Below are 24,824 nucleotides of genomic sequence, written 5' to 3'. Positions count from 1 at the left end.
GTCGCAGGGATCCCACGATCGATGATTATGTCACTTCGCACTTCTCATCGACGTAAGGACGCACGCACATGCCTGCACGCTTCAACCCTGCTCCCGGCTGGCCGGCGGCTCCCGACGGGTGGACCCCCGAGCCCGGCTGGAGGCCGGACCCTAGCTGGCCGGCCGCACCGCACGGGTGGCAGCTGTGGATCGACGATGCGACCGCAGCTCCGACCGAGCCGGTCGGCCTGTCGCACGGCGCAGCTCCCTCGGTGGTCGCCGCGAGCGGGTTGCAGCGGCCTTGGTTCAAGAAGAAGCGCTTCATCATTCCGATCGGCCTCGTGGTGCTGAGCATCGTCATCGGATCGCTCAATGGCGGCGACGAGCCGGCCAGCGAGTCAACTGGTCCGGTCGCCGCCGGCGCAGTGGAGCAGACGGCACCCGAAGGGCCGTCTGCCGAGGAGCTCGCGGCCGAAGAGGAGGCGGATCGAGTCGCCGCCGAGCAGAAGGCTGCGGAGGACGCAGCGGAGGCCGAGGCCGACCGGGTTGCCGCCGAGCAGGAGGCGGCTGCCGCTGCAGCAGCCGAAGCCGCCAAGGGCACCGTTTCCCAGCAGAACGCGTATAGGTCGGCCGAGTCCTACCTGAGCTTCACCGCCTTCTCTCGCGCCGGCCTCCTCGGCCAGCTCACGAGCGAGTACGGCGCAGGCTTCCCCGCTGCTGACGCCGAGTTCGCCGTCGCCCGCCTGGAGGCCGAGGGAGGAGTGGACTGGAACGCCGAGGCGGTCGAGGCGGCGAAGTCCTATCTCGAGTTCACGTCCTTCTCGCGGCAAGGGCTGCTCGACCAGCTCACGAGCGAGTACGGCGCGCAGTTCACACCCGAGCAGGCCGAGTACGGCGTGAGCCAGACGGGTCTCTAGCCGGCCGGTGCCGAACCGAGGTGCTGCCATGCAGCGTCTCGGCCTCGCCGTCGCAGTCGGCTCGGTCACGGCGGCCGCCGACGGCCCGGGCCGTCGGACCGGGGCCGTCGGTGCAGCTGTGGTGGTCAGCCTCCGTAGCCGTCGGACGGGATCCCCGTCGAGACGAGTGGGGGCGCGTCCCGGCCCGTGCGGACCGGGACGCGCGAGGGGAACTACGGGATGAGGGTGTAGCTCGCGTCCAGCACGGCGCCGGCCCACGGCTTGTACAGGTCGTAGCCGCGGGGGTTGCACTGCAGACCGCCGTTGATGCAGTGCTCGGTCAGCGCCTGGAGCACGGCCGGGTCCCACGCGTTGAAGAAGTCGTAGTGGAACGAGAAGCCGCGACCGCTGGAGAACCGGACGTCCGACATGTTCCCGTCGGCCGGCCACGACAGCTTGAACTCGATCATCGGCACCGCGACCGGGTGGCTCGCGGTGCACTCACCGTTGACGGGGTAGGCCATGTGGCTCTTGTGGTTGGCCGAGTCGAGGTTGACGCCGTCCCAGCAGCTGGGTGCCTGGTAGCGGACGTTCAGCTGCGACCCGATGGGGCAGCTGGCCGGGATGTCCCAGTTGAACGAGCTGTTGCCGCACTCGAAGCCCTCGACCGCACCGGGGGCCGTCCGGAACTCCTCCTTGGTCGCCGTCATGCTGCCGACGAGGTAGCGCAGACCCTGCGGGAACGGGACGACCTTCTTGTAGTCGATGATCCCGGCCTTGTAGTAGATGGTCTGCTCGGTGCCGGCGACCACCTTGTTGTCGCCGCGCAGGAGGGTCGGGAACCAGTACGCCGACTCGTCCTGCGGGACCGTGCAGCTGGTGCTGTTCGCGGCCAGCAGCGACGCCGTGGTGGTGTTCGCGTTGGTCGAGCGGTTGCCCATGAACGTGTGGCTGTGCGACGCGCCCGCCTGGCCCGGGTAGACGATCGGGTCGTCGTTCAGCGTGTGCGTCGGGGTGCAGTTCGCCTGGAACTCGTGGTGCGTGACCGACGTGTCGGCGCCGGGCGGGGCCGGCGGCAGCGGCTTCGGCGTGTGCGGCGGCGTCGTGCCGCCACCCGTGCCGAGCACCGCGAGGTCCCACAGCGAGTAGCCGTAGCCCGTGCCGCGCGCCGTGAGGTTGAGCCGCAGGTACCGGCCCGTGCCCGGCGCGGCGACCGTCTGGTTGCCGCCGGTGCCGTTGGTGACGGTCGCGACGGTGGTCCAGGTGGTGCCGTTGGGGGAGAGCTGCACCTGGAAGGCCTTGGCGTAGGCCGCCTCCCAGCGCAGCTCGACGCGGTCCACCGTGGCGGTGCCGCCCAGGTCGACCTGGATCCACTGCGCGTCGGAGAACTGGCTGGCCCAGCGGGTGCTGCCGTTGCCGTCGACGGCCTTGGACGCGGTGAAGTCCGGGCCCTCCGCCGACGAGGACGTGGCCAGCTTTCCCTGGGAGATGTTGACGGGTGCGGCGCTCGCGGACGATGCGACCGCCACTCCGAGACCGGTGGCGACCAGCACCGCGGACAGGGCCGCGGCAAGCCAGGCCCGGGCCTTCCGCGAGCGTGGTGCAGGGAGATGGGTGGGCATGGGGATGACACTCCTTCGTGGGCGTGTCCCGCCGGACGCACGACTGTGCGGACGACGGCGTGGAGGGGGCACGGATGCCCCGCGAGGTGCCCAGAGGAGGTGCGACGATGCGCACGACCCTCTGGCGTCATCGGCTCTGTGAGGGGTTGGCCGAGGGTGGTGCCCGGGGCGGGTGGCCGCCCGCCCCGGGCACGTCACATGCTCAGGAGTAGATCCCGAGCTCGTACAGCGAGTAGCCGTACGCCGTGCCGCGGGCTGTCCCGTGCACCCGCACGTAGCGGGCCGAGCCGGCGGTGTTCAGGGTGTCGACGTTCCCGTCGCCGGCGGTCACGGTGGTCAGCGTCGCCCACGTGGTCCCGTCGTTCGACGTCTCGATGCGGTAGCCCTTGCCGAACGCCGACTCCCACACGAGCTGGACCGACGAGAACGACCGCACGGAGCCCAGGTCGACCTGGAGCCACTCGTCGTCGGACCAGCTGCTCGCCCAGCGCGTCGCGTAGTCGCCGTCGGTGGCCTGGCCCGCCGTGAAGTTCCCGTTGTACGGGTCGAACGACGACGCCGTGGCCGGTCGGCCCTGGGCGATGTTCGTCCCGTTGACGGCCGGCGGGACCACGCGGAACGACCGCGTCTCGACGCCGACGTTGCCCTTGCCGTCCTCGGCGAACACGTAGACCTTCCAGACGCCGAGCGTCTGCGGGGCCGTCACCGAGAACGTGCTGCCGCTGCGCGTGAACGTCGCGGGGGCCAGGCCACCCGAGTCGTTCACGTACTTGCTGTTCAGCAGGACGTTGTAGGTGATCGGGTCACCGTTCGGGTCGCTCGCCGCCGCGTTGACGGTGAACGTCGAGCCGGCCACGACGCTGCCGCTGTTCGGCACGGTCATCGAGCTGAACGTCGGGGGAGTGTTGACCCCCGCCGCCCCGGCCGAGCCGCCGTACGCCTTGGCGATCGCGTAGTACGACAGGCGCTTGTTGTTGCCCGGCTTCACGTTGAACCAGATGCCGCCGAAGTCGCCCTCGTTGCCGTAGTGGAACAGCGTGGCGCCGAGCGCGACGCCCGGGTGCGCCTTGATGCAGTCCCACGCCCGCGTGTAGCCCGCCGCGTTCTGCTGGTCCGTGCCCTGGTCGGGCACGCCGTTGGCGTCGTCGGGAACCTCCCACTCGCCGGCCGGGCCACCCTCGGTGATGAGGTACGGCTTGGTGTAGCCGCCGGCGATCCACGTCGCCTTGGCGTCGCACACGGCGTTGTAGGCGTTGAGCCCGTACAGGTCGAGGTCCGGAGCGTTCGCCTTGTAGTACGGCCACGCGCCGGTCCAGGCGTCGGTCGACGTCACCGGGTGGTTGGGGTCGATCTGGTGGATCCGCTTGGCGGCGTCGTTGACGAACGTCGCGTAGGCGGCGCGCTGCGCCTCGAGCTCGGCGCCCGAGAAGCAGCTCCCCAGACCGAGGAGGGACTCGTTGCCGACGTTCCACATGAGCACGCCCGGGTGGTCCTTGTACGCGGTGACCCAGGTGACGATGTCGTTCATCGAGCTCGCCTTGTACGTCGCGTCCGTGACGTAGTTCGGGCAGCCGCCCGAGCCGGGACCGCCGCCGGGGGCGAGCCAGAAGCCCGCGACCGTGCGCATGCCCGCGGCGGCCGCCGCGTCGAGCAGGACCTTGGAGCCCGCGTCCGTGCCCCAGGTGCGGATGGTGTTGACGCCCATCGCCTTGAGGTTGGCGGCGTGCTGCGGGAACTCGGCCGGGGCCGGGCCCCACGTCATGCCCTTGGTCACCCAGTTCTGCCCGTTCACCAGCAGCGACCAGCTGCCCTGGCTGCCTGCGATGCGAACCTTGCCGTCCGCGGGTCCCGTCGGGTCCGTGGGATCGGGGGTGGTCGTGCCGGTCGTGCGGACGGCGACCTCCCAGAGCGAGAACCCGTAGCCCGTGCCTCGGGTCTGCAGGTCCAGCCGCAGGTAGCGCGCGGTGCCGGTCAGCGTGATCGACTGCGTGCCGCCCGTGCCGGTGGAGACCGTCGACAGCGTCGTCCACGTCGTGCCGTTGGTGGAGCCCTGGACGCGGAACGCCTTGCCGTACGCGCCCTCCCAGCTCAGCGTGACGTTGCAGACCGCCTGGCTCGAGCCGAGGTCCACCTGCCACCACTGGTTGTCCGCGAACGTGCTGGCCCAGCGCGTGCCGGCGTTGCCGTCGACCGCGAGGCCGGCCGCCGTGCCCGCGCCCTGCTCGGACGACGAGGCCGTGGCCGTCTTGCCCTGCGCGACGTTCGTCGTCCCGCACGTGCCCGTCGTCGGCTGCGTCCCGCCGGTGGTGCCGTAGACCTGCACCTCCCACAGCGAGTAGCCGTAGCCGGTGGCGCGCTTGGTGCCGAGCACCTGCACGTACCGGCCGCTGCCGGTCACGTCCAGCGTCTCCTTGCCACCCTTGCCGGTGGTCGTCGTGTAGATGCTGGTCCACGACGTGCCGTTCGCCGACGTGCGGATCTGGTACCCCGACCCGTACGCCGCCTCCCAGCTCAGCACCACCTGGTCGACCTGCGCGGTCGCCCCCAGGTCGATGGTCAGCCACTGCGCGTCCGACGGCGTGCTCGCCCAGCGGGTGCCGGCGTTGCCGTCCACCGCGGCGGACGCGGGGGTGTAGTCGGCGTTCTCGGTGGAGGACGCCGTGACGGTCCTGCCCTGCGACAGCAGGACGGGCTCGGCCTGCGCGGCGGCGGCGGGGATGCCGATGCCCGCGGCGACCAGGGCGGCGGCGAGCAGGACGCCCAGCAGGCGCCGGCTGCGGCCGGGGGGTGGGGCGGTCCTGGCGGGGGGATGGGTGGTGGTGTCGAACACAGGGGTCTCCTCCGGGGCTGGGCCCGTGGCAGGGGACGGGAGGTCGGTCCGCAGTCGACCTCGTCGTCGATCCGGTGCGCCGGGCGTGCAGTTCGTCGTCGAGCTGGGCCGGTAAATCTGGGAGAGCGCTCTACCGCCAGAACCGCGTTCGGGACGGCGACGTCGTGCTGTGGGCTGGGGATGGTGCCCTCGTTGGCTCCCGGGACGGACCGTATACCCGATCTCACCCGCTCGCCTAGTGCCGATGACGGGAGAAGCGGCCGCCGTGACGCCGAGCGGCACACAGATTGCGCGAGAGCGCTCTCCCGTCCTGGTAGCCTGGCACGCATGGCAGACGAGCCCGATCCGGCGAGGCCAGACGCTGCCGCGCCCGGGCGAGCAGCGACCATGGAGGCCACACCGCCGACGGGTCTGGGCGTCGTCGCGACCGCGCACGACGGGGGGCCGACAGGACCGCCCGAGCGCGCCCGCGCCGCCGGTTCCGGGGCACCGACCCTGGAGGACGTCGCCCGCGTGGCCGGCGTCTCGCGAGCGACGGTGTCGCGCGTCGTCAACGGGCAGCGCCGGGTCGCCGCCGAGATCCAGGCCGTCGTCCGCGAGGCCATCGCGACCACCGGCTACGTGCCCAACCTGGCCGCGCGGTCGCTGGTCACCCGGCGGACCGGCGCCGTGATCGTCGTCGTCTCCGGCGTCGAGGAGCAGGGCTCACCGTCGACCATCGACTTCGCGGACCCGTTCTTCGGACGCGTCGTCGGTGGCATGCTGCGGGCGCTGCGGCCTCGGGACGTCGACCCGATCCTCATGCTCGCCGAGACGGACTCCGACCGCGCCCGCGTGCTGTCGTCGCTGCGCAACGGGAACGCGGACGGCGCCCTGGTGGTCTCCACCCGCGGCGACGACCCGATGCCCCGCCTGCTCGTCGAGGCCGGGCTGCCCGCCGTCGTGTTCGCGCGCCCCGGCCGGCCCATCCCGCTCAGCTTCGTCGACGTCGCCAACCGCGACGGCGCGCGGCTCGCCGCCGAGCACCTCGTCGCCCGCGGGTGCCGGCACGTCGCCGCGATCTCCGGTCCGCTCGACGTGCCGTCCGCGCAGGACCGGCTGTCGGGGTTCCAGGACGCCATGGCCCGGCACGGGCAGGCCTTCGTCCCGACCGTCGGGGGCAACTTCACGTACGAGAGCGGGGTCGCCGCGATGACGTCCCTGCTCGACGGGTACCAGGACCTGGACGGGGTCTTCGCGTCCAACGACCTCATGGCCCTGGGCGCCATCGAGGCGCTCCAGGCTGCGCGGCGGCGGGTGCCCGACGACGTGCGGGTGGTCGGGTTCGACGACAGCTCGCTGGGCGCCCTCTCGCGCCCCGCCCTCACGTCCGTGCGCCAGCCCATCGAGGAGATGGCCGCGGAGATGGCCCGCATCCTGCTGGACACCATCGCCGACCCGGGCCGCCGCGTGACGTCGACGATCTTCGAGCCGACCCTCCGCATCCGCGACAGCGCCTGACACCCACCCGCGAGCCCGGACGTCCGAGACGTGGCTGCCGGAGCGCTCACGTCCTCGGACGTCCGCAGATGGGAGCCTCAGGACAGCTGAATCCGCGGACGTTCGCTCGTCGGGGTGGCAGCGTCCGCAGGTTCGAGCGTCAGGACGACCGGATGTGCGGACGTTGCGGTGCACCGCCCAAGGTGAGCGAAGACAGCGCGACGCCCGCGCGGCCGAGCGGAGGGGGGCTCGGTGCGCGGGCGTCGCGGTGGGGAAGGGATCAGCCGCCGATGGCAGCCTCGACCTCCATCGTGTACTGCTTGGCCGCGTCGGCCGGGCTCAGGCGGCCGAAGAGGACCTCCTGGTTGATGCGGCGCGTGATCTCCGCGACCTCACCGGCGCCGACGGGCGGGACGGGCGGGCCGTCGACGATCTCGTCCTCGAGGTCGGCCAGGAACTCGGCGGCCTGCTTGTCGGTGGGCGAGAACTTGTCCTGCACCGCGGCGCGGACGTCGGTGTTGGCCGGCAGGCCACGGTCGGAGAGCAGGATCTCGCCGGCGGCAGGGTCGTTGAGCAGGAAGTCGACCAGGAGCGCGGACTCCTCCGGGTGCTCGGACTTCGCCGAGATCGAGTAGTACATGGCCGGCTTGAAGTACATGCCGGTCCGCTCCTCCTCCGACTCGCCGGGGACGCGGAGCAGCTTGAGCTCCTTGCCCGACGCGTTGGTGATGGCGGTCAGCTGGTTGGTCCAGAACCACGCCATGGCACCGGTGCCGGTACCGACGAGGGACTGCTCCGGACCGCCCGCGTCGACCTCGATGGTCTTGGCGGCGTCGGGCTGACCGCCACCGGCCTGCAGGTCGAGCGAGTACTGCCACCACTCGGCGAGCGTCTTCTCGTCGTACCCGAGCTTCTGGTCGTCCGTGTACAGGGACTCACCGCGCTGGCGGGCGAAGATCGAGAAGCCGGGCTCGTTGAAGCCGTAGTCCTGCGCGCCGTAGATCGTGCCGCCGGTCTTGGCGGTGATCTCGTTGGCGATCTCGACGTACTCCTCCCACGTCCACGTGGTGTCGTCGGGCATCTCGATGCCCGCGGCCGCGAAGGCGGCGGGGTCGGCGATGATCGAGTACGCGTTGACACCGGTGGCCACGCCGTACAGCGCGTCGTCGATGGTGCCGGACTGCAGCACGTTCTCGTCGATCTTGGACGTGTCCACGCCGAGCTCGTTGATGTCGGCAAGGACCCCGCGCGAGGCGTAGTCGTTGAGGAACCGCTCCTCCTGCGTGATGACGTCGGGTGCGTCCCCACCGGCGACGGCGGTGCCCAGCTTGTCGAAGTAGCTGTTCCAGTCGGTGTAGTCCGGGACCACGGTGATGTGGGGGTACTTCTCCGTGAACTTGTCCAGGACCTGCTGGGTCAGCTCGTGGCGGGTGTCGGAGCCCCACCAGGAGAAGCGGATCTCGACGGGCTCGGGCGGACCCGACGACGTCGGGTCGGCGGCCGGGTCATCGGTCGAGCCGGCGCAGGCGGTGAGGGCCAGGGCCGCGACGGCCAGCAGGGCACCGACGCGGAGGGACGGACGGGGGCGGCGCATGGTTCTCCTTGGTTGACGAGGACGACGGTGTGCTGTCAAGGCCTGATGAGGAACGGTGCAGGGTCGGACTACTTGATGCCCGTCGTCGCGATCCCCTTGACCAGGTACTTCTGGCCGAACAGGAACGCGAGGAAGACGGGGATGAGGGAGACGATCGACATGGCGAACATCGGGCCCCACGAGCTGGCGCCTGTGGAGTCCAGGAAGGTGCGCAGTGCAACCGGAGCGGTGTACATGTCCGGTCTGACGAGGAAGATCAGTTGGCTGAAGAAGTCGTTCCACGTCCAGATGAACGTGAAGATCGCCGTGGTGGCCAGGGCCGGCAGGGAGAGCGGGAGCATGATCCGCAGGTAGATGCGGCCGTGCCCGCAGCCGTCCAGGCGCGCTGCCTCGTCCAGCTCCCGGGGGATGCCGCGGAAGAACTGGACCATGAGGAAGATGAAGAACGCGTCCGTGGCCAGCAGCTTCGGGACGATCAGCGGCAGGAACGTGTTGATCCAGTCCAGCCGCGCGAACAGGATGTACTGCGGCACGATGATCACGTGGATCGGCAGCATGATCGACATGAGCATGACCGCGAACCACAGCTTGCGGCCCCGGAACTCCAGCCGCGCGAACGCGTAGGCCGCCATCGAGCACGCGACCAGGTTGCCCAGCAGGGACCCGAGGACGATGGCCGCGGAGTTCAGCAGGTAGCGGCTGAACGGGTACTGCAGCGCGTTCCAGCCCTCGGAGTAGTTGGTCCAGTCGACCTCGGAGGGGATGAGGGACACGTCCCGGAAGATCAGGTCCGTGGGCTTGAAGGAGCTGACCAGCAGCCAGATCAGCGGGTAGAGCATCAGCGCGCACAGCGCGATGAGACCCAGGTGCTTGAGCGCGGAGCGCCTGCGGTCCGGCCAGGGGGACCGGTGACGCAGGGGCGGTGCCTCGTCGGCCAGCGCGGTGATCCGCTGGGCGGGTGAGGGGGCGTCGGTGGGCGTCGTGGTGCGCACGTGGACCTCAGTCATCGTAGAAGACCCAGAACTTGGAGGCGAAGAAGTTGATCAGGGTCATCACGGCGACGATGAGCACCAGCAGCCACGCCATGGCGGAGGCGTACCCCATGTCGAAGGCCGTGAAGCCCTTCTGGTACAGGTAGAGCGTGTAGAACATCGTCGAGTCGGCCGGCCCACCGGTTCCGCCGGAGACGACGAACGCCTGCGTGAAGCTCTGGAAGGCCCCGATCACCTGGAGCACCAGGTTGAAGAAGATGATCGGCGTGAGCAGCGGCAGCGTGATGGAGCGGAACTTGCGCACCACGCCGGCACCGTCGATCGCCGCGGCCTCGTAGTACATCTCCGGGATCTGCCGCAGGCCGGCCAGGAAGATGATCATCGGTGCGCCGAACGTCCAGATGTGCAGCAGGACGAGGGTGTACAGCGCGGTGTCCGGGTCGGACACCCAGCCCTTGCCCTGGATGCCGAAGAGGGCGAGGAACTCGTTCACCAGACCGTCGATGCCGAACACCTGGCGCCACAGGATGGCGACGGCGACCGAGCCGCCGAGCAGCGAGGGCAGGTAGAGGACCGAGCGGTAGAACGGCAGGCCCTTCATGCCGCGGTCCAGGATCAGCGCGAGCGCCAGGGCGGCGAGGAGCTGCAGCGGCACCGCGGTGAACACGTACGTGAACGTCACGCGCAGCGAGTTGAGCAGCCGGGGGTCCTCGAACAGCCGCGTGTAGTTCTCCAGGCCGGTCCACTGCGGAGGCTGGAGCAGGTTGTAGTCCGTGAAGGACAGGTAGCCCGATGCGATCATCGGGCCGATCGTGATGAGCCCCAGGCCCAGGAACCAGGGCGCTAGGAAGACCGCTGCGGCCTTCCCGTCCCCGTTGCGCAGGCCCCGCCGCGAGGGCGCGGTCTTCGCGCCCTTGGCAGTCCTGCGCAGCTCTGTCACTACGGACATGTCGTCGATCACCTCACTGTGTTCGCGATAAGGAATCGGTGAGAAACCGGTTCCTCGGTCGGTACCGTAGCACTCGTGATGAGGGTTGGGAACCGGTTTCCCGTGGTGTATGTTCGGCGCGGAGCCGCCCCTTCTCTGGTGGCTCGAGGGTGACCGCGGGAGGCTGCAGTGACGCAGAACGGGTGGACGCGTACAGCGTCGACCATCGCCGAGGTCGCGCACGCCGCGGGCGTGTCGCGGGCGACGGTCTCCCGGGTCATGAACGGGCGAGCCACGGTGGACCCCGAGCTGGCCGCGCGCGTCCGTGAGGTGGCCGAGCAGCTCCACTACCGGCCCAGCAACACGGCACGCAGCCTCTCCCTCGGACGGACCAACACGGTCGCCGTGGTGGTCCCCGACCTGGCCAACCCGATGTTCCAGCAGGTCCTGCGCGGGGTCGCCTCCGCTGCGGCCGAGGAAGGTTACCGGGTCCTCGTGGCGGACACCGCCGAGCACGCTGCTGACGAGGAGCGCATCGCTCTCGACGCCCGGCTGCGCTGCGACGCGCTCGTCCTGGTCTCCCCGCGCATGCCCGAGCAGACGCTGCGCGCGCTGCTGCCCGAGATCCGCCCGGTGGTCGTCGTCAACCGGGCCGCCGACGGCACCACGCCGACGCTCGCCATCGACTACGCCGCCGGCATCGACCAGATCGTCGAGCACCTCACCGGCCTCGGCCACCGGCACCTGCTGTACCTGGCCGGGCCCACCGACAGCGCGTCGCACGGTGCACGGCTCGACGCGCTGCGCGTCGCGGCGGCCCGGCGTGAGGACGTGCGGCTCTCCGAGCGGCCCACCGGGTCGTCGGTCGAGGCCGGGTACGCCGCGGCGCAGGACGTCCTGGCGTCGCGCGCCACGGCGATCGTCGCCTACAACGACCTCGTCGCGTTCGGCCTGCTCGCGCGCCTCAACGAGCTGGGGGTGGCCGTGCCGGGCGACGTGTCCATCACGGGTTTCGACGACATCGAGCTCGCCCGGTTCGCGACGCCGTCGCTGACCACCGCGACCGTCCCGCAGGCCGAGCTGGGCCGCCAGGCCTGGGCGCACCTGCGCTCCCTGGTCGGCAGCGAGACGCTCGACCCGACCCCGCCCCTCATCGAGCCCGTCCTCGCCGTCCGAGCCAGCACCGGCCCTGTCCCGCCCGCCGCCCGGCTCGGACGCCGCGCGGCGTCGGACCCGGTCGAGCCGGAGGTGCCGCACCTGACCGCGGCGGCCTGGACCTCGGAGAAGGGCGCCTACCTGCTCAGCGGGGCCGCCCGGGACGGTGCGGCCGTCCCTCTCGTGCGGTACGTGTCGGGTGAGCGGCTCCCACGTGTGCACGCCCCCCGCCCGTACCTGCACCCCGTCCACTCGGCGGCGGGCACCGCCCTCACCGAGACGAGCCCGGTGGACCACCGCCACCACTACGGCGTGTCCATGGCGGTGCCCGTGGTGAACGGCACCAACTACTGGGGCGGTCGCACGTTCGTGCGTGACGAGGGCCCCACCCTGCTGCCCAACCACGGTCGCCAGGTCAGCTCCGGCACGCGCGTGGACGACGACGGCGCCACCCTCGTCGACGCGGTCGAGTGGTGCGACGAGCGCGACCGGCCGCTGCTCACCGAGGACCGGCGGCTGTCCGCGGCGCCCCTGGCGGACGGTCGCGGGTACGTGCTGCGCTGGTCCAGTGTGCTGCACGCCGCGCACGGTCCGCTGCGCATCGAGAGCCCCGGCACCAACGGGCGGCCGAGCGCCGGGTACGGCGGCATCTTCTGGCGGCTCCCGTCGGCGGACGTCACCACCGTGCTCGGTGCCGGCCTCGTCGGCGAGGAGGCCGTGCACGGCAGCCTGTCGCCGTGGCTCGCGTTCGTCCAGCGGCGCGAGGGAGCGACCACGACGGTCCTGCTCGTCCAGGACCCCGCCCGCCTGCGGCCGTGGTTCGCCCGCGTGGCCGAGTACGTCGGGGCAGGCCCCGCGCTCGCCTGGGACACGGTGGTCGACGTGACCGAGGGTGACCGGCTCGAGGTCGGGCTCGCCGCGGTCGTGGTCGACCGTGCGCTCGGCGCCGACGAGGCGGGACGGCTCGCGGCGCAGGCGTGGGGATGACCGTGCGCACGGCCCGTCACGCGCCGGAGACCGCGACGACCGCCGCCCCGCCGACCATCGCGGTGGTGGGCATCCACGGCCACGGCGCCTCGCACGTCCGCAAGGTCCAGGACCTCCAGGAGCGCGGCCTCGCGACCCTGGCCGCCCTGGTCGACCCGCGCCCCGCCGACGGCGACGTGCCGTGGTACCCGGACCTCGACACGCTCCTGGCCGAGGCGCGCCCGGACGTCGTCGTCATCGCGACGCCGATCCACACCCACCTCGCGCTCGCCTCCGCTGCCCTGCGGGCCGGCTGCGACGTGCTCCTGGAGAAGCCGACCACCGCGTCGCTGGCCGAGCACGCCGAGCTGCTCGCCGTCGTCGAGGAGACCGGGCGGCTGTGCCAGGTCGGGTTCCAGACCTTCGGGTCGGGCGCGGTCGACGAGGTCGCACGCATCGTGGCCACCGGGGAGCTGGGGGAGATCACCGGGGTCGGCGCCGTCGGCACGTGGGTGCGCACCGCCGCCTACTACCAGCGTGCCCGGTGGGCCGGCCGGCGCACGCTCGACGGGGTCGAGGTGGTCGACGGGGTCGTCACCAACCCGCTCGCGCACGCGATCGCCACGGCGCTGCTGCTGGCGGGAGCGCGGACCACGCAGGACGTCACCGACGTGCGGCTCGACCTGCACCGGGCGCACCCGATCGAGGCCGACGACACCTCCGCCGTGGTGGTCGAGACGACGGCGGGCATCCGCGTCGCCGCGGGACTGACGCTCTGCGCACCCGAGCGGTCACCGGCGCGCATCACCGTGCGCGGGACGCTGGGCACCGCGACGCTCTTCTACGAGACCGACGAGCTCGAGGTGTCGTCCCCGCGCGGCACGCGGCGGATCCGGTGCGGCCGGGTGGACCTGCTGGCCCAGCTGCTGACCGCCCGCGCGCACCCGCCCGTCACCCTGCGCTGCTCGGTGGCCGACACCGGGGCGTTCCTGCGGGTGCTCGAGGCGGTGCGGACCGGGCCCGACCCGGCGCCCGTGCCCGACGCGTTCGTCACGTGGGTGGGTGAGGCCGGGGACGCGCACCCCGTGATCGCCGACGTCGAGGCGTGGTGCGCACGCGTCGCCGACGAGGGGGCGACGTTCACCGAGCTCGGGGCCCCGTTCGCCGGAGGGCACGCGTCGTAGGCTCGGTCGTCGTGATCCTCCGTGACTACCGCGAGTCCGACGGGCCCGCGACGCTCGACGTCTTCCTGCGCGCCGTCCGGCTGACCGCCGCGCGCGACTACACGCCCGAGCAGGTCGCCGCGTGGGCGAGCGACGAGATCGACCCCGCCGCGTGGTCGGACCGGCGAGCCGGCGCGCGCACCCGGGTGGCGGAGGTCGACGGCCGCGTGGCCGGCTTCACGGACGTCGACGAGCGCGGCTACGTCGACATGATGTTCGTCGACCCGGCGTTCGCCCGTCGTGGGGTGGCGTCGGCGCTGCTGGCGTGGGCGACGACGACCGCGACGGAGCTGGGCGCGGTCGAGCTGAGCACGCACGCGAGCCTGACCGCACGCCCGTTCTTCGAGGCGCACGGGTTCGTCGTCGTGGTCGAGCAGCGGCCGGTGCTGCGCGGCGTCGAGCTCACGAACTTCGTGATGCGCCGGGCACTGGTCGCCTGAGACGTCTACGCCACCGGCCCGACCTGCGGCACCATCGGAGCATGTCCGGACGGTGGCGGCAGGGCGCGGTGCTCGTGGTGGCTCTCGCGCTCGCGGGCTGCAGCGCCGGCGGGCCGGCGCCGGAGCGGTCCAGCACGCCGACGCCCGTCCCGTCGGACCTGCTGGCCGGGGTCGGCGTCGAGGTCCGGCAGGGCAGGAGCACGTGGGCGCAGCGCGTGGTGCAGGTGCGGGTGACCAACGGCGGGCCGGGTGACCTCTCCGTCACGGGCGTGCGGCTGACGACGCCCACCGTGGACGGGGTCGCGGGCACCGACAAGGGCCGGATCCTGCGGGCCGGCGTGGATCGCGACTTCTCGGTGGCGCTGGGGGACCCGGTCTGCGACGGCGCGGCCGGGGGTGCGGCGCGCGCCGAGGTCGACCTGACGGACGACGCGGGCGGCCGGTCGACGATCGTCGTGGAGCCGACGGACCCGCAGGGGCACCTGGCGCGGATCCACGGCGAGGACTGCGCCGGGGTCGCGGTGGCCGAGGGCGCGACGCTGACGCTGGCGGACGCGATCACCACGACCGACGTCGGTGGGACGCTCGCGGCGAACGTCGTGCTCGGGGTCGAGCCGGTGGCCGGCGGGCCGAGGGTCGAGGTCACGCAGGTGGACCGGACGGTGCTGTTCGCGCCGCCCGGGGGAGCGGTGAGCTGGCCGGTCACGCTGGACACGGCGAGCGGCGAGGGCCAGGTCGTGCTGCCGGCGGTCGCGGGTCGCTGCGACCTGCACGCCGTCGCCGACGACAAGCGAGGCACGTTCTTCGGGGTGCACACGCGCGTGGACGGGGTGGAGCAGCCGGTGTTCTACCTGGCGTCCAGCGAGGCGTTGCGGTCGGCGCTGTTCGAGTTCATCCGCACGGCCTGCGGGAGCCCGTCGTCCGGATGACCGCCGGACGATCTCGGAAAGCACGACGGCGAGCGCTTTCCCCAGTTTGCCGGAATCTCTTGCGCAACCCCGTCGCGGGTCTGTAGGAATGACCCTGCGCGGCCGGATGAATCGTTACAAGCCCCTTGCACAGCCCGGTCGGCACGGCTCTCAACGATGAGAAAGGCCACCATGCGTCTGTACCGAACCCCTGCCTTCCTCGCGGCCGCGGCCCTCGCCGTGGCGGCGTTGCCGTTCGCAGCAGCACCCGCGTCCGCGGCCGGGCAGGACTACCTGTTCGACTTCGAGTGCGCGGGCAACCCCACCGCGCCCGGCTACACGCCGGTCTACGCCAACACCGCCTACAGCGCGTCCACCGGCTTCGGCTTCACCGTGCCGCTCGCCGCCAACGCGTGCCGCGACCGGGGCGGTGACGACCTCGCCCTGCGCGACTTCGTCCTGCCGCCGACGACGGGCTCGACCTTCGTCGCCGACGTCCCCGACGGCACCTACACGGTGATCCTGCGCACGGGCGACGGGATCGCGACGAGCAACACCGGCGCGACGGTCGGCAGCGTCGCGGTGCCGGCCCGGCGTGCGGACTCCGGGGTGGTCGACGAGCGCGTGGTCGACGGCGTGCAGGTCACGGGCGGGCAGCTCTCGATCACCGTCAGCGGCTCGTCGGCCCGCCTCAACTCGATCCAGATCCTGCAGCCCGTCGCGTCGCCGACCGGGCTGGCGGCGGCCGTGACCGCGACCGCGTCGGAGGCCTCCGTCGGCCTGACCTGGGCGGTCGTCGACGGCGCGGCGGGCTACCGCGTCTACCGCTCCGAGGCGGGCGGCACCGCCGTCGCCGTCGGCACGGTCGACCCGGCGAGCCCCACCTGGACCGACACCGACGTCCAGCTGGCGGAGGAGTACACCTACGCGGTGAGCACCGTCGGCGCGACGGGGCGCGAGAGCGCTCGGTCCGCGGAGGTGACGGCGACGGTCGTCGACCCCGCCGTCGCACCCCCGGCCGCCCCCACCGGGTTGACCGGCGCGTGGGCCGACGACGGCGTCGCCCTCACGTGGTCCGCCGGGCCCGGCGCGGTCGCGTACGACGTCTACCGCGCACGCTCCGGCTTCGACCCGGTCGTCGTCGCCCGCACCAGCGAAGACAGCTGGACGGACACCACCGCCCAGGCGACCGTCGACTACGACTATCGGGTCGCGGCGGTCGGACCGGGCGGTCGTTCCGCGGCTTCCTCGACCATCGCCGTTCCCCGGTCCGTGCAGTTCGTGCGCGAGGCCGAGCGGCTGGACCGCTCGCCCGTCGCGGTGGCCACGGACGGCGGCGTCTACGTCGGCTGGCGCCTGCTCGGTCTGGACGAGCAGGACCTCGCGTTCCACGTGTACCGCGACGGGAAGCGCGTCACGACGGAGCCCGTCACCGGCAGCACCAACGTGCTCGACCCTGCGGGCACGGCGACGTCGACCTACCGGGTCAGCACGGTGTTCGCCCCGATCGAGCGCTGGGCCACGACCGAGTTCGAGGTGTGGGACCAGCAGACGCTCGACGTGCCGATCAGCAAGCCCGCCGACGGCACCACCCCCGCAGGTGACGCGTACTCCTACCGGGCCAACGACGCCTCGATCGGGGACCTCGACGGGGACGGCCAGTACGAGATCGTCCTGAAGTGGGACCCCACCAACTCGAAGGACAACTCGCAGGCCGGCTACACCGGGAACGTGTACGTCGACGCGTAGGAGCTGGACGGCACGCAGCTGTGGCGGGTCGACCTCGGGCGCAACATCCGCGCCGGCGCGCACTACACGCAGCTGCAGGTGTTCGACCTGGACGGTGACGGCACGGCGGAGGTCGCCATGAAGACGGCGGACGCCACCGTCGACGGTGCCGGCACGGTCATCGGTGACGCGGCGGCCGACCACCGCAACTCCTCCGGGTACGTCCTGGCGGGCCCAGAGTTCCTCACGGTCTTCGACGGGGCCACCGGGGCGGCGGTCGACACGATCGACTACACCCCGCCGCGCGGCAACGTCGGCGCGTGGGGCGACACCTACGGCAACCGGGTCGACCGGTTCCTGGCCGGGGTCGCGTACCTCGACGGCCAGCACCCGAGCCTCGTCGTGAGCCGGGGCTACTACACACGCGCCGTCGTCGCGACGTACGACTTCGACGGCACCTCGCTGACGCCGCGCTGGACGTTCGACTCCGACGTCGAGGGCAGCCAGTACCGCGGCCAGGGCAACCACAACCTGTCCGTGGCGGACGTCGACGGGGACCAGAAGGACGAGATCGTCTTCGGGTCCATGACGATCGACGACGACGGCACCGCGCTCTACACGACCGGCCTCGGGCACGGGGACGCGCTGCACGTGTCGGACCTGGACCCGTCGCACCCCGGCCTCGAGGTGTTCGCCGCGCACGAGGACATGGCGTCCTCGCGCAACCGCGGTGCCACGTTCCGGGACGCCGCTACGGGCACCGTCCTGTGGTCGATCCCGGCCACCCGGGACACCGGTCGTGCGGCGGCGGGGGACATCGACCCCCGGCACCCCGGCGCGGAGGGCTGGGCGGTCGGCGGCGACGCCGCGTGGAACTCGCCCGTGGGCGAGCTGCGGACGGCGAAGGGCGAGCTGCTGTCGACGTCCATCCCGGCGGCGAACTTCCTCACCTGGTGGGACGGTGACCTGCTGCGGGAGATCGGCGACCACGACTACAGCGAGGCGACCGGCGCGGGCGTGCCGACGATCGACAAGTGGAACTGGGAGACGTCGCAGCCGGAGGAGGTCTACCGGGCGACCGGGACGCTGACCAGCAACTCGACCAAGGGCAACGTCGCCCTGCAGGCGGACCTGTTCGGCGACTGGCGCGAGGAGATCGTCACGCGTCTCGACGACTCGTCGGCCCTGCGGATCGCGACGACGGTGGACCTCACCGACCACCGGCTGCGCACCCTGCAGTCCGACCCGGTGTACCGCCTCGGTGTGGCCTGGCAGAACACCGCGTACAACCAGCCGCCGCACACGTCGTACTTCCTGGGTGAGGGGATGGCGACGCCCCCGGCGCCGAGCATCGCCTACACGCAGCCGCTCCCCGTGGGCGACCGCGTGCCCGGACCGGCCACGGGCAAGCCCGCCGCCGGCGTGCTCTCCAGCGACAACTGGGACGGCGACGGCACCTTCAAGGTGACGATGAACCAGTGGTGGGGGCAGAACGCGCAGTCGGTGACGTTCTACGAGAACGGCGTCGCGCTGGGCACGCAGGACCTGCTCGACGCGACCCCGGGCGCGCAGTCCGCCACCCTCCAGGTGGCCGGGCGGACGAACGGCACGTACGTCTACACCGCCGTGCTCACCAACCAGCACGGGAGCACGACGACCTCGGCGCTCACCGTGACGGTGGACAGGGCCAACCCCGCCACCCCGGTGCTGAGCCACGACAACTGGGACGGTGACGGCACCTACACGCTGACCACCAACCTCTGGTGGGGGACCAACGCCACCGAGTACCGGCTGTACGAGGACGGCGTGCTCATCGACACGCAGTCGCTGGTCGCGAACGGGTTCAACGCCCAGCAGGCCGTGACCACGGTGACCGGGCGGTCGGCCGGGACGCACGTGTACCGCGCCGAGCTGTCCAACCCGCAGGGCTCGAGCACCAGCCCGGAGGTGAAGGTCAAGGTCACGCGCTGACCTGCACGACACGACGGCGGCCCTCCTCACGAGGACCGCCGTCGTCGTCTGCCCGGCAAGGTCCGCGCACCTACGGCTCACGACCTCTACCTGCGCGGACGTCCGGTCGGCGCATGTGACGGGGGTCGCTCCCGCCGGTGCTCAAGGAGGGTCGGGGACGGGTCGATCGGGGGGTATGAGCACCCGAAGCACCCGACGCCTGTCCCTCGCGACCACCCTCGTCCTCGGGCTCGTCGCCCTGTCGCTGGCGGCATGCTCGGCCGGGTCGCCCGCGTCGGCGCCCGCCGCGGCCGTCACCGTGGGCGCACCCGTCGAGCCGTCGCCGAGCCGGACGACCGCACCGGTCGAGCCGGGCGAGGCATCCGCGACGCCCGGCTCCGTCGAGACCTTCACGATGCCCGAGCTCGTGGGCGTCAACCTGCAGCGGGGCCAGGACATCCTCCGGGAGGCCGGCGCCTCCCTGCTGGACCACACGGACGCGTCCGGGCTCGAGCGCGACCAGGTCAACGACTCCAACTGGCGGATCTGCACGCAGGACCCCGCCGCGGGCGTCCTCGTCCCGGTCGAGACGAGGGTGACCCTCGCCGCCGTGAAGGTGGAGGAGATCTGCCCGTGAGTGCTGGTACCTCCGGGGGCTGACCGGTCCGTCGGCTGCCCTGGCCGTCCGCTCAGGGGAGCCGGACGTGCTGCGGGCCGAGCTCCTTCACCGTGGAGACGCCGAGCAGGGCCATGGTGCGGCGGATCTCGCGGTCGAGAATGGCCACGGCGCGGTCGACGCCGCGTTCGCCGCCGGCCATGAGTCCGTAGAGGTAGGCGCGGCCGATCAGGGTGGCGTCGGCGCCCAGGGCGAGGGCGGCGATGATGTCGGCGCCGGACAGGATGCCGGTGTCGACCCAGACCTGGGTGCGGTCCCCGACGGCCTCGGCGACGTCGGGCAGCAGGCGCAGCGGGACGGGGGCGCGGTCCAGCTGGCGGCCGCCGTGGTTGGACAGCACGACCGCGTCCGCGCCGGCGTCGGTGACCCGGCGGGCGTCCTCGACGGTCTGGATGCCCTTGATGATCAGCGGGCCGTCCCAGGAGGCGCGGATCCACTCCAGGTCCGCGATGGTCATGGTGGGGTCGAACAGCTTGTCCAGCAGGTCCGCCACGGTCCCCGACCAGCTGCTCAACGACGCGAAGGTGAGCGGTTCGGTGGTGAGCAGGTTCATCCACCACGCGGGGTGGGTCGCGGCGTCCACGACCGTCTTGACCGTCAGGGCCGGGGGGATGGAGAAGCCGTTGCGGGCGTCGCGCAGCCGGGCCCCGGCCACCGGGACGTCGACGGTCAGCATGAGCGCCTCGTACCCGGCGGCCTTGGCGCGGGCCATGAGGTCCTCGCCGGCGGAGCGGTCCTTCCACACGTACAGCTGGAACCACTTGCGTGCGTCGGGCCCTGCTGCCGCGACGTCCTCGATGGAGGTGGTGCCCATGGTGGACAGCGCGTACGGGATGCCGCGACGCTGCGCGACCCGCACGACGGCTCGCTCGCCCTCGTGGTTCATCATCCGCGTGAACCCGGTCGGCGCGAACGCGAACGGCAGGGCCGACGGGGTGCCGATCATGTCGGTGGTCGGGTCGACGTGGGACACGTCGTGCAGGATCGAGGGCTGGAACTCCAGCTCCCGGAACAGGTGCCGCGCGCGGCGCAGGCTGATCTCCGCTTCGGCGGCACCGTCGGTGTAGTCGAACACCGACCGCGGGGTCCGCTTGCGGGCGACCGTGCGCAGGTCCGCGATCGTCAACGCGTCCGCCAGGCGCCGCTCGGTGCCGTTCAGCACCAGGGGCTTGGGACGCATCAGCGGCTTGAGCTCGGACCACGAAGGGATCTGACGGTCGGTCACCGGGGGCTCCTGGATGTGTGGCTCGTCGTCGGGCAGCACGGAGATTGAAACGATACACTTTCTGGCTGGCCCCCGCTCCCAGCGGGGTGCAACCTGGATCGAGTGTGGCACCGCAGCCGCGACGGCAACGCGTTTGTAACGATTCAGCGCGATCCGTTGACAGTCGCTCGAACGCTCGCCTAACGTCCGGAATGCGCTTTCACACCCCGAGCAAGGAGGCTCAACGACGATGAAGCGAACACTCTGGAAGACAGCCGCAGTCGCGGCCGTCGCCGCCCTCGCCCTGACCGCCTGCTCCTCCGGCGACTCCGGCGAGAGCGAGCCGACGTCCAGCTCCACCGGCCCCGACACGTCCCCCGTCACCCTGAACTTCACGTGGTGGGGCAACGACGACCGGGCCGCCCGGTACAACGAGGCCCTCGAGCTCTTCAAGGAGAAGTACCCGTACATCACGGTCCAGACCAGCTTCGCTGCGTTCCCGGACTACTGGACGGCACGCTCCACCGAGGCCGCCGGCCGCGCACTGCCGGACGTCATGCAGTTCGACCTGTCGTACCTGCGTGAGTTCAACCAGAACGGCCAGCTGCTCGACCTGCAGGAGTGGGTGGACAACGGCACGATCGACCTCGGCGGCTTCGACGAGACGCTCACCACGGCGGGCGTCCTCGAGGACAAGATGATCGGCATCCCGACGTCGACCAACACGTTCGCCATGTTCCAGAACCCCAACGTGATCGAGCAGACCGGGGCGACGTTCCCCGACGAGGCCGAGTACACGTGGGAGGACTACAACGAGTTCATCGCCGAGGTCTCCGAGGCCGGCGAGAAGACGGCCGACGGCTACGGCCTGTACGGCGCCGTCGACTACACCGGCACCTTCTGGTTCTTCATCCAGTGGCTGCTGCAGAAGGGCATCACGCCCTTCGAGGACGACGGCACGTTCGGCTTCGACGAGGCCGAGATCGTCGAGTTCCTCGACCTGACCGCCGACCTGCGGGCCGACAAGCTGGTCTACCCCGTCGACCGCAACGTCTCCCTCGCACCCAAGGGCGGCTTCACGGTCAACGAGACCGCGAGCGAGATGAGCTGGGACAACTTCCTGGCCGGCTACGTCGCCGACTCCGGCACGGACAACCTCGCCATGGCGCAGATCCCGTCGATCGAGCCGGGCGAGAAGGCCCTGTTCTTCAAGCCGTCGATGCTGCTGTCGTCGGGCGCCAACACCAAGTACCCCGAGCAGGCCGCGACCCTGATCAACTTCCTGCTCACCGACCCCGAGGTCGGCCGGATCTTCGGCACCTCGAAGGGCGTCCCCGCCGACGACGAGCAGCGCGCCGCCGTCGACACCACCGAGGGCAGCGTCGACGCCCAGGTGATCGCGTACGAGGAGAAGGTCGCCGAGCAGGTGACCGAGTCCACCCCGATCCCCGTCAAGGGCTTCGGGACGATCGAGTCCAAGTGGCGGACCCTGGCCGAGGAGCTCGGCTACGGCACCATCACGCCCGAGGACTTCGCGGAGCAGTGGTTCGCCGAGGCGGAGCTCTCCACCCAGTGACGCGGTGGTGGGCCGCCTGCTCGCGGGCGGCCCACCCCCCGCACGCGGTCCCTGAGACCGCTCGTACATCGCAACCGACGAACGGATCACGCTCGTGACCCTCACTGCCGAGGCTCCGACGACGGGCACCTCGACCGCCGCCCACACCGCCGCTCGCAAGCGCCGGAAGCGGTCCGAGTCCCTGGCCGGCTACGCCTTCCTGAGCCCCTGGCTGCTCGGGTTCGTCCTGCTCACCGCGGGTCCCATGATCGCCTCGCTGTACCTGGCGTTCACGAACTACAACCTCTTCGCGCCGCCGGAGTGGATCGGGCTGGAGAACTTCACACGACTCTTCAGCGACCCGAACTACCAGCAGGCGTGGAAGGTCACGCTCACGTACGTCGTGCTGGGGACGCCGATCAAGCTGCTCGCAGCACTGGCGGTGGCGATGCTGCTGAACAACGCGTTCAGCGGCAAGGGGTTCTACCGGTCCTCGTTCTACGCACCCTCGCTGATCGGGGCCTCGGTCTCCATCGCGATCGTGTGGAAGGCGATGTTCATCGACAACGGCATCGTCGACCAGGTCCAGCAGTTCTTCGGCTTCCAGGCCGGCGGCTGGGTCGGTGACCCGTCGCGCACCATGCCGATGCTCATCCTGCTGACCGTCTGGCAGTTCGGGGCGCCCATGGTCATCTTCCTGGCCGGGCTCAAGCAGATCCCGAGCGAGCTCTACGAGGCCGCGTCGGTCGACGGCGCCGGAGCCTCGCGCAAGTTCCTCAAGATCACGCTGCCGATGCTGTCGCCGGTCATCTTCTTCAACCTGCTGCTCGAGATGATCCACGCGTTCCAGATCTTCGCGTCGGCGTTCATCATCTCCAACGGCACCGGCGGCCCCGCGCGGTCGACCCTCTTCTACACGCTCTACCTCTACTTCCGCGGCTTCCAGGACTTCCAGATGGGCTACGCCTCGGCGATGGCCTGGATCCTCGTGATCGTCGTCGGCGCACTCGCGGCGGTCTTCTTCTGGAGCTCGAAGCGCTGGGTCCACTACTCCGGGGAAGGAAAGTGATGAGCACCATGAGTACCGTCACCTCGACTTCCGACCACATCGTCAGCTCGCACGACAGTGCCCAGCTGCGCAGGTCGACCAAGAACCGCAAGCGTGGCCGGGCACTGGTCTTCCACGTGAGCTCGCTCGTGCTGGTCGCGATCGTGCTCTACCCCGCGGTGTGGATGCTGATGTCCTCGTTCAAGCCGTCCAGCGAGATCGTCGGCAACGTCAGCCTCATCCCCACCGACTTCACGGTCGCGAACTTCCAGAAGGCCATCGAGGGGATCGGCGGCGTCTCGTTCTGGACGTTCTTCACCAACTCCGTGATCCTGGCCGTCGGCTCCGTCATCGGGATCACGCTGTCCTGCTCGATCAGCGCCTACGCGTTCGCCCGGATCGACTTCCCCGGCCGGAACGTGTTCTTCGCCCTCATGATCGGCACGCTCCTGCTGCCGTTCCACGTGGTGATCATCCCGCAGTACATCGTCTTCAACCGGCTCGGCCTGGTGGACACGTTCATCCCGCTGCTGATCGGCAAGTTCCTGGCGGCCGAGGCGTTCTTCGTGTTCCTCATGGTCCAGTTCATGCGCAACCTGCCGCGTGAGCTCGACGAGGCCGCCCGCATCGACGGCGCCGGGCACGTGCGGATCTTCCGGTCGATCATGCTCCCGCTGATGAAGCCCGCCCTGGTCACCAGCTCGATCTTCGCGTTCATCTGGTCCTGGAACGACTTCTTCGGACCCCTGCTCTACCTGAAGAAGCCCGACCTCTACTCGCTGCCCATCGCGCTGCGGCTCTTCGTCGACCAGACGACGACCTCCGACTACGGCGCGCAGATGGCCATGGCCGTCCTCGCCCTGGTCCCGGTCATGCTCTTCTTCCTCGTGTTCCAGCGCTACCTCGTCGAAGGCGTGGCGACGCAGGGGCTCAAGGGCTGATGGGCGGCGTTTCCGCAGGGCGCCAGGAGCATGTCAGCCTGGGAGGCATGAGCACCCCGCTTCCCGACGACGACTCCCGTCGCCCTGCGGACCCGTCCCCGGGTCCCGACGACGACGCCACGCCCGGTCCCGACGAGAAGCCGCTGCTCGGCGGCGGACGGTTCGGGCTGTTCAGCGAGGCGCTCCTGGTCGGCCTCGGCGTCTCGGTGCTCAGCCTCCCGATCATCACCGCCGTCCCCGCCCTCGCCGCCGGCGTGTCCCACGTGCGCCGGCACCTCGACGGCCGGCCCGACACCATCGCGGTCCTCTGGGAGGACTTCCGGGCTGCCTGCCGGGGCGTCTGGCTGGTGTCGATCGGCATGCCCGTCCTCCTGTTCGTCCTGCTGTTCAACCTCCAGCTCATCGGCGCCGGCGGGATGCCCGGCGGGGCCGGCGTGCGGATCGCGACCGTCTTCCTCGTCGCCGTGCTGCTCGTCATCGTGCTCCGGTCCGCGGCCGGGTGGTCGCCCGGTGCCCGGTGGGGAACCGTCGTGCAGACCGCCGCCAAGCGCGCCGGCGACGACCTCACCGGCACGTTCCTGCTCATCGTCGCCCTCGGCCTGTGCGCCGTCATGGTCTGGATGCTCGCGCCGCTCGCCGTGATCGTCCCCGGCCTGCTGTCGCTCGCCGTCGTGGCCATCGAGCACCGGGCGTCGGTCCGCCAGGGCTGA

The 24,824-nt window shown here is 71.2% G+C and carries 17 protein-coding genes and 1 pseudogene; 12 read left to right on the top strand and 6 right to left on the bottom strand.

What is annotated here, in order from left to right; all coding sequences use genetic code 11:
- Nucleotides 1–68 precede the first annotated feature (68 nt).
- Nucleotides 69–896 (top strand): Ltp family lipoprotein, encoded by an 828-nt coding sequence (locus tag CXY01_RS04560; protein WP_146925868.1) that lies wholly within the window; start codon nucleotides 69–71, stop codon nucleotides 894–896.
- Between the two features lie 212 nt (nucleotides 897–1,108).
- On the opposite strand, the gene CXY01_RS04555 is transcribed toward CXY01_RS04560, so the two are convergent.
- On the bottom strand, nucleotides 1,109–2,497 hold the full coding sequence (locus tag CXY01_RS04555; RefSeq protein WP_146925867.1) for a DUF1996 domain-containing protein: 1,389 nt from the start codon (nucleotides 2,495–2,497) through the stop codon (nucleotides 1,109–1,111).
- Nucleotides 2,498–2,699: 202 nt separating this feature from the next.
- The gene (locus tag CXY01_RS04550) at nucleotides 2,700–5,327 is read right to left on the bottom strand and encodes a discoidin domain-containing protein (RefSeq protein ID WP_222594487.1); all 2,628 of its coding nucleotides are present in this window, start codon (nucleotides 5,325–5,327) and stop codon (nucleotides 2,700–2,702) included.
- A 387-nt stretch (nucleotides 5,328–5,714) separates the two neighbouring features.
- Here CXY01_RS04550 and CXY01_RS04545 point away from each other — a divergent pair, with 387 nt between their 5' ends.
- Nucleotides 5,715–6,827 carry a LacI family DNA-binding transcriptional regulator gene (locus CXY01_RS04545; RefSeq protein ID WP_146925866.1) on the top strand — a complete coding sequence of 371 codons (1,113 nt, stop codon included), beginning with the start codon at nucleotides 5,715–5,717 and terminating at the stop codon, nucleotides 6,825–6,827.
- Between the two features lie 259 nt (nucleotides 6,828–7,086).
- Here CXY01_RS04545 and CXY01_RS04540 read toward each other — a convergent pair whose 3' ends face one another.
- The 3 genes from CXY01_RS04540 to CXY01_RS04530 all read right to left on the bottom strand — a co-directional run bounded on the left by CXY01_RS04540 (nucleotide 7,087) and on the right by CXY01_RS04530 (nucleotide 10,341).
- Entirely contained in the window at nucleotides 7,087–8,400 is a 1,314-nt protein-coding gene (locus CXY01_RS04540) for an ABC transporter substrate-binding protein (protein ID WP_146925865.1), read from the bottom strand.
- 68 nt (nucleotides 8,401–8,468) lie between these two features.
- Nucleotides 8,469–9,407 carry a carbohydrate ABC transporter permease gene (locus CXY01_RS04535; RefSeq protein ID WP_146925864.1) on the bottom strand — a complete coding sequence of 313 codons (939 nt, stop codon included), beginning with the start codon at nucleotides 9,405–9,407 and terminating at the stop codon, nucleotides 8,469–8,471.
- Complete coding sequence (locus tag CXY01_RS04530; RefSeq protein ID WP_146925863.1) at nucleotides 9,400–10,341, bottom strand: carbohydrate ABC transporter permease; 942 nt, start codon at nucleotides 10,339–10,341, stop codon at nucleotides 9,400–9,402. The genes CXY01_RS04535 and CXY01_RS04530 overlap by 8 nt, the downstream gene beginning before the upstream one ends.
- A 168-nt stretch (nucleotides 10,342–10,509) precedes the next feature.
- On the opposite strand from CXY01_RS04530, the gene CXY01_RS04525 reads away from it, so the two are divergent.
- The 6 genes and pseudogenes from CXY01_RS04525 to CXY01_RS04495 all read left to right on the top strand — a co-directional run bounded on the left by CXY01_RS04525 (nucleotide 10,510) and on the right by CXY01_RS04495 (nucleotide 19,327).
- Nucleotides 10,510–12,462, top strand: coding sequence for a DUF6807 family protein (locus tag CXY01_RS04525; RefSeq protein WP_146925862.1), 1,953 nt, complete (start codon nucleotides 10,510–10,512; stop codon nucleotides 12,460–12,462).
- Nucleotides 12,459–13,625, top strand: coding sequence for a Gfo/Idh/MocA family protein (locus CXY01_RS04520; RefSeq protein ID WP_146925861.1), 1,167 nt, complete (start codon nucleotides 12,459–12,461; stop codon nucleotides 13,623–13,625). Before CXY01_RS04525 ends, CXY01_RS04520 begins: the two co-directional genes overlap by 4 nt.
- A gap of 11 nt (nucleotides 13,626–13,636) precedes the next feature.
- The gene (locus tag CXY01_RS04515; RefSeq protein WP_146925860.1) at nucleotides 13,637–14,104 is read left to right on the top strand and encodes a GNAT family N-acetyltransferase; all 468 of its coding nucleotides are present in this window, start codon (nucleotides 13,637–13,639) and stop codon (nucleotides 14,102–14,104) included.
- 41 nt (nucleotides 14,105–14,145) lie between these two features.
- Nucleotides 14,146–15,033 (top strand): hypothetical protein, encoded by an 888-nt coding sequence (locus CXY01_RS04510; RefSeq protein WP_146925859.1) that lies wholly within the window; start codon nucleotides 14,146–14,148, stop codon nucleotides 15,031–15,033.
- A gap of 156 nt (nucleotides 15,034–15,189) precedes the next feature.
- Nucleotides 15,190–18,711 (top strand): annotated as a pseudogene (locus CXY01_RS21380) (rhamnogalacturonan lyase family protein).
- 175 nt (nucleotides 18,712–18,886) lie between these two features.
- Nucleotides 18,887–19,327, top strand: coding sequence for a hypothetical protein (locus CXY01_RS04495; RefSeq protein ID WP_146925856.1), 441 nt, complete (start codon nucleotides 18,887–18,889; stop codon nucleotides 19,325–19,327).
- Between the two features lie 52 nt (nucleotides 19,328–19,379).
- Here the strand turns inward: CXY01_RS04495 and CXY01_RS04490 are convergent, their stop codons facing one another.
- Nucleotides 19,380–20,591, bottom strand: a complete 1,212-nt coding sequence (locus CXY01_RS04490) for an alpha-hydroxy acid oxidase (protein ID WP_146925855.1) — start codon at nucleotides 20,589–20,591, stop codon at nucleotides 19,380–19,382.
- Nucleotides 20,592–20,820: 229 nt separating this feature from the next.
- On the opposite strand from CXY01_RS04490, the gene CXY01_RS04485 reads away from it, so the two are divergent.
- The 4 genes from CXY01_RS04485 to CXY01_RS04470 all read left to right on the top strand — a co-directional run bounded on the left by CXY01_RS04485 (nucleotide 20,821) and on the right by CXY01_RS04470 (nucleotide 24,824).
- Nucleotides 20,821–22,146: an ABC transporter substrate-binding protein gene (locus tag CXY01_RS04485; RefSeq protein WP_146925854.1), complete on the top strand. Its 1,326-nt coding sequence runs from the start codon at nucleotides 20,821–20,823 to the stop codon at nucleotides 22,144–22,146.
- 94 nt (nucleotides 22,147–22,240) lie between these two features.
- A complete protein-coding gene (locus CXY01_RS04480) occupies nucleotides 22,241–23,194 on the top strand; it encodes a carbohydrate ABC transporter permease (protein ID WP_146925853.1) in 954 nt (317 codons plus the stop codon).
- 8 nt (nucleotides 23,195–23,202) lie between these two features.
- Nucleotides 23,203–24,114 carry a carbohydrate ABC transporter permease gene (locus tag CXY01_RS04475; protein ID WP_146925852.1) on the top strand — a complete coding sequence of 304 codons (912 nt, stop codon included), beginning with the start codon at nucleotides 23,203–23,205 and terminating at the stop codon, nucleotides 24,112–24,114.
- A gap of 47 nt (nucleotides 24,115–24,161) precedes the next feature.
- Nucleotides 24,162–24,824 carry a hypothetical protein gene (locus CXY01_RS04470; protein WP_146925851.1) on the top strand — a complete coding sequence of 221 codons (663 nt, stop codon included), beginning with the start codon at nucleotides 24,162–24,164 and terminating at the stop codon, nucleotides 24,822–24,824.

The sequence above is a fragment of the Cellulomonas xylanilytica genome (genome assembly GCF_007989805.1).
Taxonomy (GTDB): Bacteria; Actinomycetota; Actinomycetes; order Actinomycetales; family Cellulomonadaceae; genus Cellulomonas; species Cellulomonas xylanilytica.
The sequence above is the reverse complement of the archived record's forward strand: the minus strand, read 5'-3'. Positions and strand labels throughout refer to the sequence as shown.